Genomic DNA, 966 nt, shown 5'->3' on the forward strand with positions numbered 1-966 from the left:
CTGGGGGCGGCGGGGGCGCTGGGCTACGCGTTTGCCACGGCCAATACGCCCCTGCTGGTGGCGGCCCGCAGCTTCACGGGGGCTGCGCTGGCCCTGCTGGGTGCGGCTTTTCTGCTGTATGTGTTGATAAATTTCGGGCCGCTCATCAAGCAGCGGCTGCGGGTGTACCGGGTGGTGTTCGAGCCGCGGCGGCTGCCGTTCTACACGGTGTACGTGCTGGGCATCGGGGGCATCATCTTTATGCAGTCGCGCCAGAGCTTCCCGCTGGCCGACCAGGTGATGGCCGGCCAGTTCAACCTGCTGGGCGACCTCAGCCGGCAGCAGAGCGAAGCCGCCCCCGACGACCTCGCCCTAGCCGGCCTGGCCGAGCGTTACTACGCCGAAAGTGGCGACGTGCTCTACCGGGCCAACCTGCACGCCGAACTGGGCCGCGCGGCGCTCTACCGCTTCCGGCAGCAGCGCCAGAATGAAATTAACTCGCTGCGCCGGGCCTTGCTGCGCGGGCCTAGCGAGAAAGTATCGGTGCGGCTGGCCTCGCTCTACGACCAGCCCGACGACTTATTCGAAGGCCTTGATGTGCTGCGGCGTGGCCTCAAGGTCCAGCCGCGCAGCGCGGCCCTGGCCGGCGACCTCGCCCAGCTGTTCACCCAAACCGCCCTCACCGATTCGGTGGCTTTTTATCTGGATAAAGCCGAGCAGCTGGCGCCCGGCAGCTACACCAGCCGCACCAACCAGCTGGGTTTCCTGCTGAGTCAGAATTTACTGCCGGAAGCCCGCAAGCAGGCGGCCCCGCTGAAAGCCGATGCCAAAGAACCAGCTTTGCTAAGCAACCTTATGCTGCTGCAATTGCGCACGGCCGCACCGGTGGCTGCTGCGCTGCCTAACCCGGGCACCGGGCCGCTGGAGCTGGATGCCGCCAGCTTCGCGCAGGTATACCACGCCGTGCTGCTCGCCGTGGCGCAGCAC

At 66.8% G+C, this 966-nt stretch carries 1 pseudogene; it reads left to right on the top strand.

Annotated features, from left to right (window positions below):
* Positions 1–966: pseudogene (locus ACYVDE_RS24295) on the top strand (hypothetical protein); the annotation flags it as partial.

This window comes from Hymenobacter agri, from assembly GCF_054778495.1.